Source organism: Nocardia sp. NPDC004722 (assembly GCF_053601505.1).
Window position 1 is genome coordinate 1 of record NZ_JBSGBY010000912.1, and the last position, 2,341, is coordinate 2,341.

The window sequence follows — 2,341 nt, forward strand, 5'->3', positions numbered from 1 at the left end:
TTGCTGTAGAGGCCGATGCCGCCGAAGGCATGGCCGTGGACGCGGCCGAGTACCCGGACCGCTCCCGCGCCCGCTCGGCCGCGATTTCCAGTGCGGCGGCGATGGTTTCGTCCGGGCCGGACGCGGCGGCCGCGAGATGCCAGGCGCGCCGGTCGGGGTCGCCGGACAGCACCGCGCCGAGCGCGGCGTGCACCGCGCGCCGCTCGGTGAAGGCAGCGCTGTGATAGGCGGCGGCCCGTTGCAGCGGGTGATGGAAGCGCACCCGCCCGCCATCGACGACGACCATGCCCGAGACCTCGGCGGCGGCCAGATCCTCGTCGGTGAGCCCCAATTCGGCCAGCGTGCGCAGGATCAGCCCGAGATCGCAGGTCTCCTCCGCGGCCACCGCCAGCAGCACCGTGCGCACGGCGGCGGGCTGCGCGGCGATGCGATGCTCGAATCCGCTGCGCAGGCGGGCCGGCAGCGGCAGCGGACCGACCCGCAGCACATCCGGGTCCATGCGCGGCAGTTCCAGCAGCGCCAGCGGATTCCCCATGGCCTCGTCCAGAATGCGTGCGGCGGCTGCGGTTTCCAGCTCGGGCCAGCGGTCCCGCAGCAGCAGGCGCGCGGCGTCGGTGTCCAGCGGCGCGGGATGTTCGGTGCGCACACCGGCGACGGTGAAGCCGGTCCGGCCCGCGAACAGCATCACGACGGCCTCGGAACCCAGTCGCCGCGCGGCGAAACGCAGTGCGTCGGCGCTCGCCTGATCGAGCCACTGCGCATCGTCGATCAGACACAACAGCGGTGCGGCCGTGGACAGTTCGGCCAGCAGCGACAGGGTCGCCAGCCCGACCTGGAAGCGGCACACCGGCGCGGCCGACGGGGCCAGTCCGATGGCGCTGCGCAGGGCCGCGGCCTGATTGCCGGGCAGCGTGCCGAGCGGCAATTCGCCACTGCCGCCCCGGCCGGAGCCGAGCAGGCACTGCAGGCCCGCGAACAGCAGCTCCGACTCGGATTCCACGCCCGCACAGCGCAGGATCCGCCAGTCCGCACCGACCGTGCGGGCGGCGTGCTCGAGCAGCGCGGTCTTGCCCTCGCCCGCCTCGCCGATGAACGCGAGGGCGCCGCTGCGGCCGTTCCCGGCCTCGCGCAGCAGGGTGTCGATCCACCCGATCTCCACCTCACGCCCGTACAGCACGTCCATCAACCTTCCGAATCGATCAGTCTGCTTTCCAGGCCGTCCAGCATCCGATCCAGGCCGTAGCGGAACTTGGCGTCCCGGGCCGCGCGCACATCGGTCTCCCCGCGCACCACGGGCAGGGTCGCGAGCCGGGGATAGTCCGCGAGCGCCGGTTGCAGCAGTGGCCGGAATTCGGTCAGCCACTCCTGCTCGGTCTTTCCGCTGCGGGCGACCTTGGCCAGCCAGGCCGCCTCCGCGATGCTCACCCCCACCACGTAGCTGAGCAGGCACGCGATCGCGGTGTCGATCTCGTCCCCGGGAAATCCGGCCGCTCCGAACGCCTCGAACAGAGACTCCCGCAGCCGCAACATATTCGGCCCCAGATAGTGCAGTCCGACCGACGGCAGCGCGGCCGCGACCCAGCCGTGTCGCGCCACCATCGACCGCATGCTCTGCGCGTAGGTGCCCACCGACCCCCGCCAGCTCTCCGGGCAATCACAGTGCGGCACCTGGACTTCGGCGTAGACCTGATCCACCGCCAGCTCCAGCAATTCCTCGCGGCTGGCGACATGGCGGTACATCGAGGTGGCCCCGGCCTGGAGCCGCGCACCGAGGGCGCGCATGGTGAGCGCGTCGATCCCCTCGGCATCCATGAGCGAAATCGACTCGGCGACAATGCGTTCCACCGTCAGTGTGGACCGTTCCCGGCGTTGGCGCATCCACACCGTCGGACTCGGCGGCACCTCGGACATCACGCCCCCTCCCCGCGGGCGGTTCGGCGCCCCACCGGCCCAATCTAGCGCACAGTGTTCGCATTTGCGAACAATGAGCGCACGCCGCGTGCGGGACAACAACGGCAGAGCGTGCGTAGCGGATGACCCGCCACGCACGCTCTGCCGTTGTGCCCCTGTCGATTACTGGGACTTCACCTCACCATTGCCATTGGTCAGGGACTCCGCCTTGAGCGCGGGCAGCAGCGATTCCCGCGCCATCGAGGTGAGAGTGCCTGCCTGCTGGATGATCTCGGCCAGCGCCGAGGTGACCCCCTGCGCGCCGTTGAGCACCGTGAACTGCCCGACATGCTCGAACGGCTTCGCCGCGGCGGCCACGATCTCGGGCACCGCGATGTCGGCGTCTTCGGCGGATTCACCGGCGGCGCGGCGGCGCGCGGTGTCGCTCTGG

3 protein-coding genes are annotated in these 2,341 nt (G+C 71.3%); all 3 read right to left on the minus strand.

The features are described 5' to 3' along the window. Window positions 1–1,183: AAA family ATPase (locus ACWELQ_RS43915; protein ID WP_452402890.1), on the minus strand; the 1,183-nt coding region annotated here is incomplete at its 3' end. Continuing rightward, complete coding sequence (locus tag ACWELQ_RS43920) at window positions 1,183–1,911, minus strand: TetR/AcrR family transcriptional regulator (RefSeq protein ID WP_452402891.1); 729 nt, start codon at window positions 1,909–1,911, stop codon at window positions 1,183–1,185. The genes ACWELQ_RS43915 and ACWELQ_RS43920, both read right to left, overlap by 1 nt. A 162-nt stretch (window positions 1,912–2,073) precedes the next feature. Further along, on the minus strand, window positions 2,074–2,341 hold a 268-nt coding region (locus ACWELQ_RS43925; RefSeq protein ID WP_452402892.1), incomplete at its 5' end, for a hypothetical protein.

What these genes read in the sequence shown, in the direction of transcription:
- ACWELQ_RS43920 (WP_452402891.1), bottom strand. Translation starts at nt 1,911, where the DNA reads ATGTCCGAGGTGCCGCCGAGTCCGACGGTGTGGATGCGCCAACGCCGG.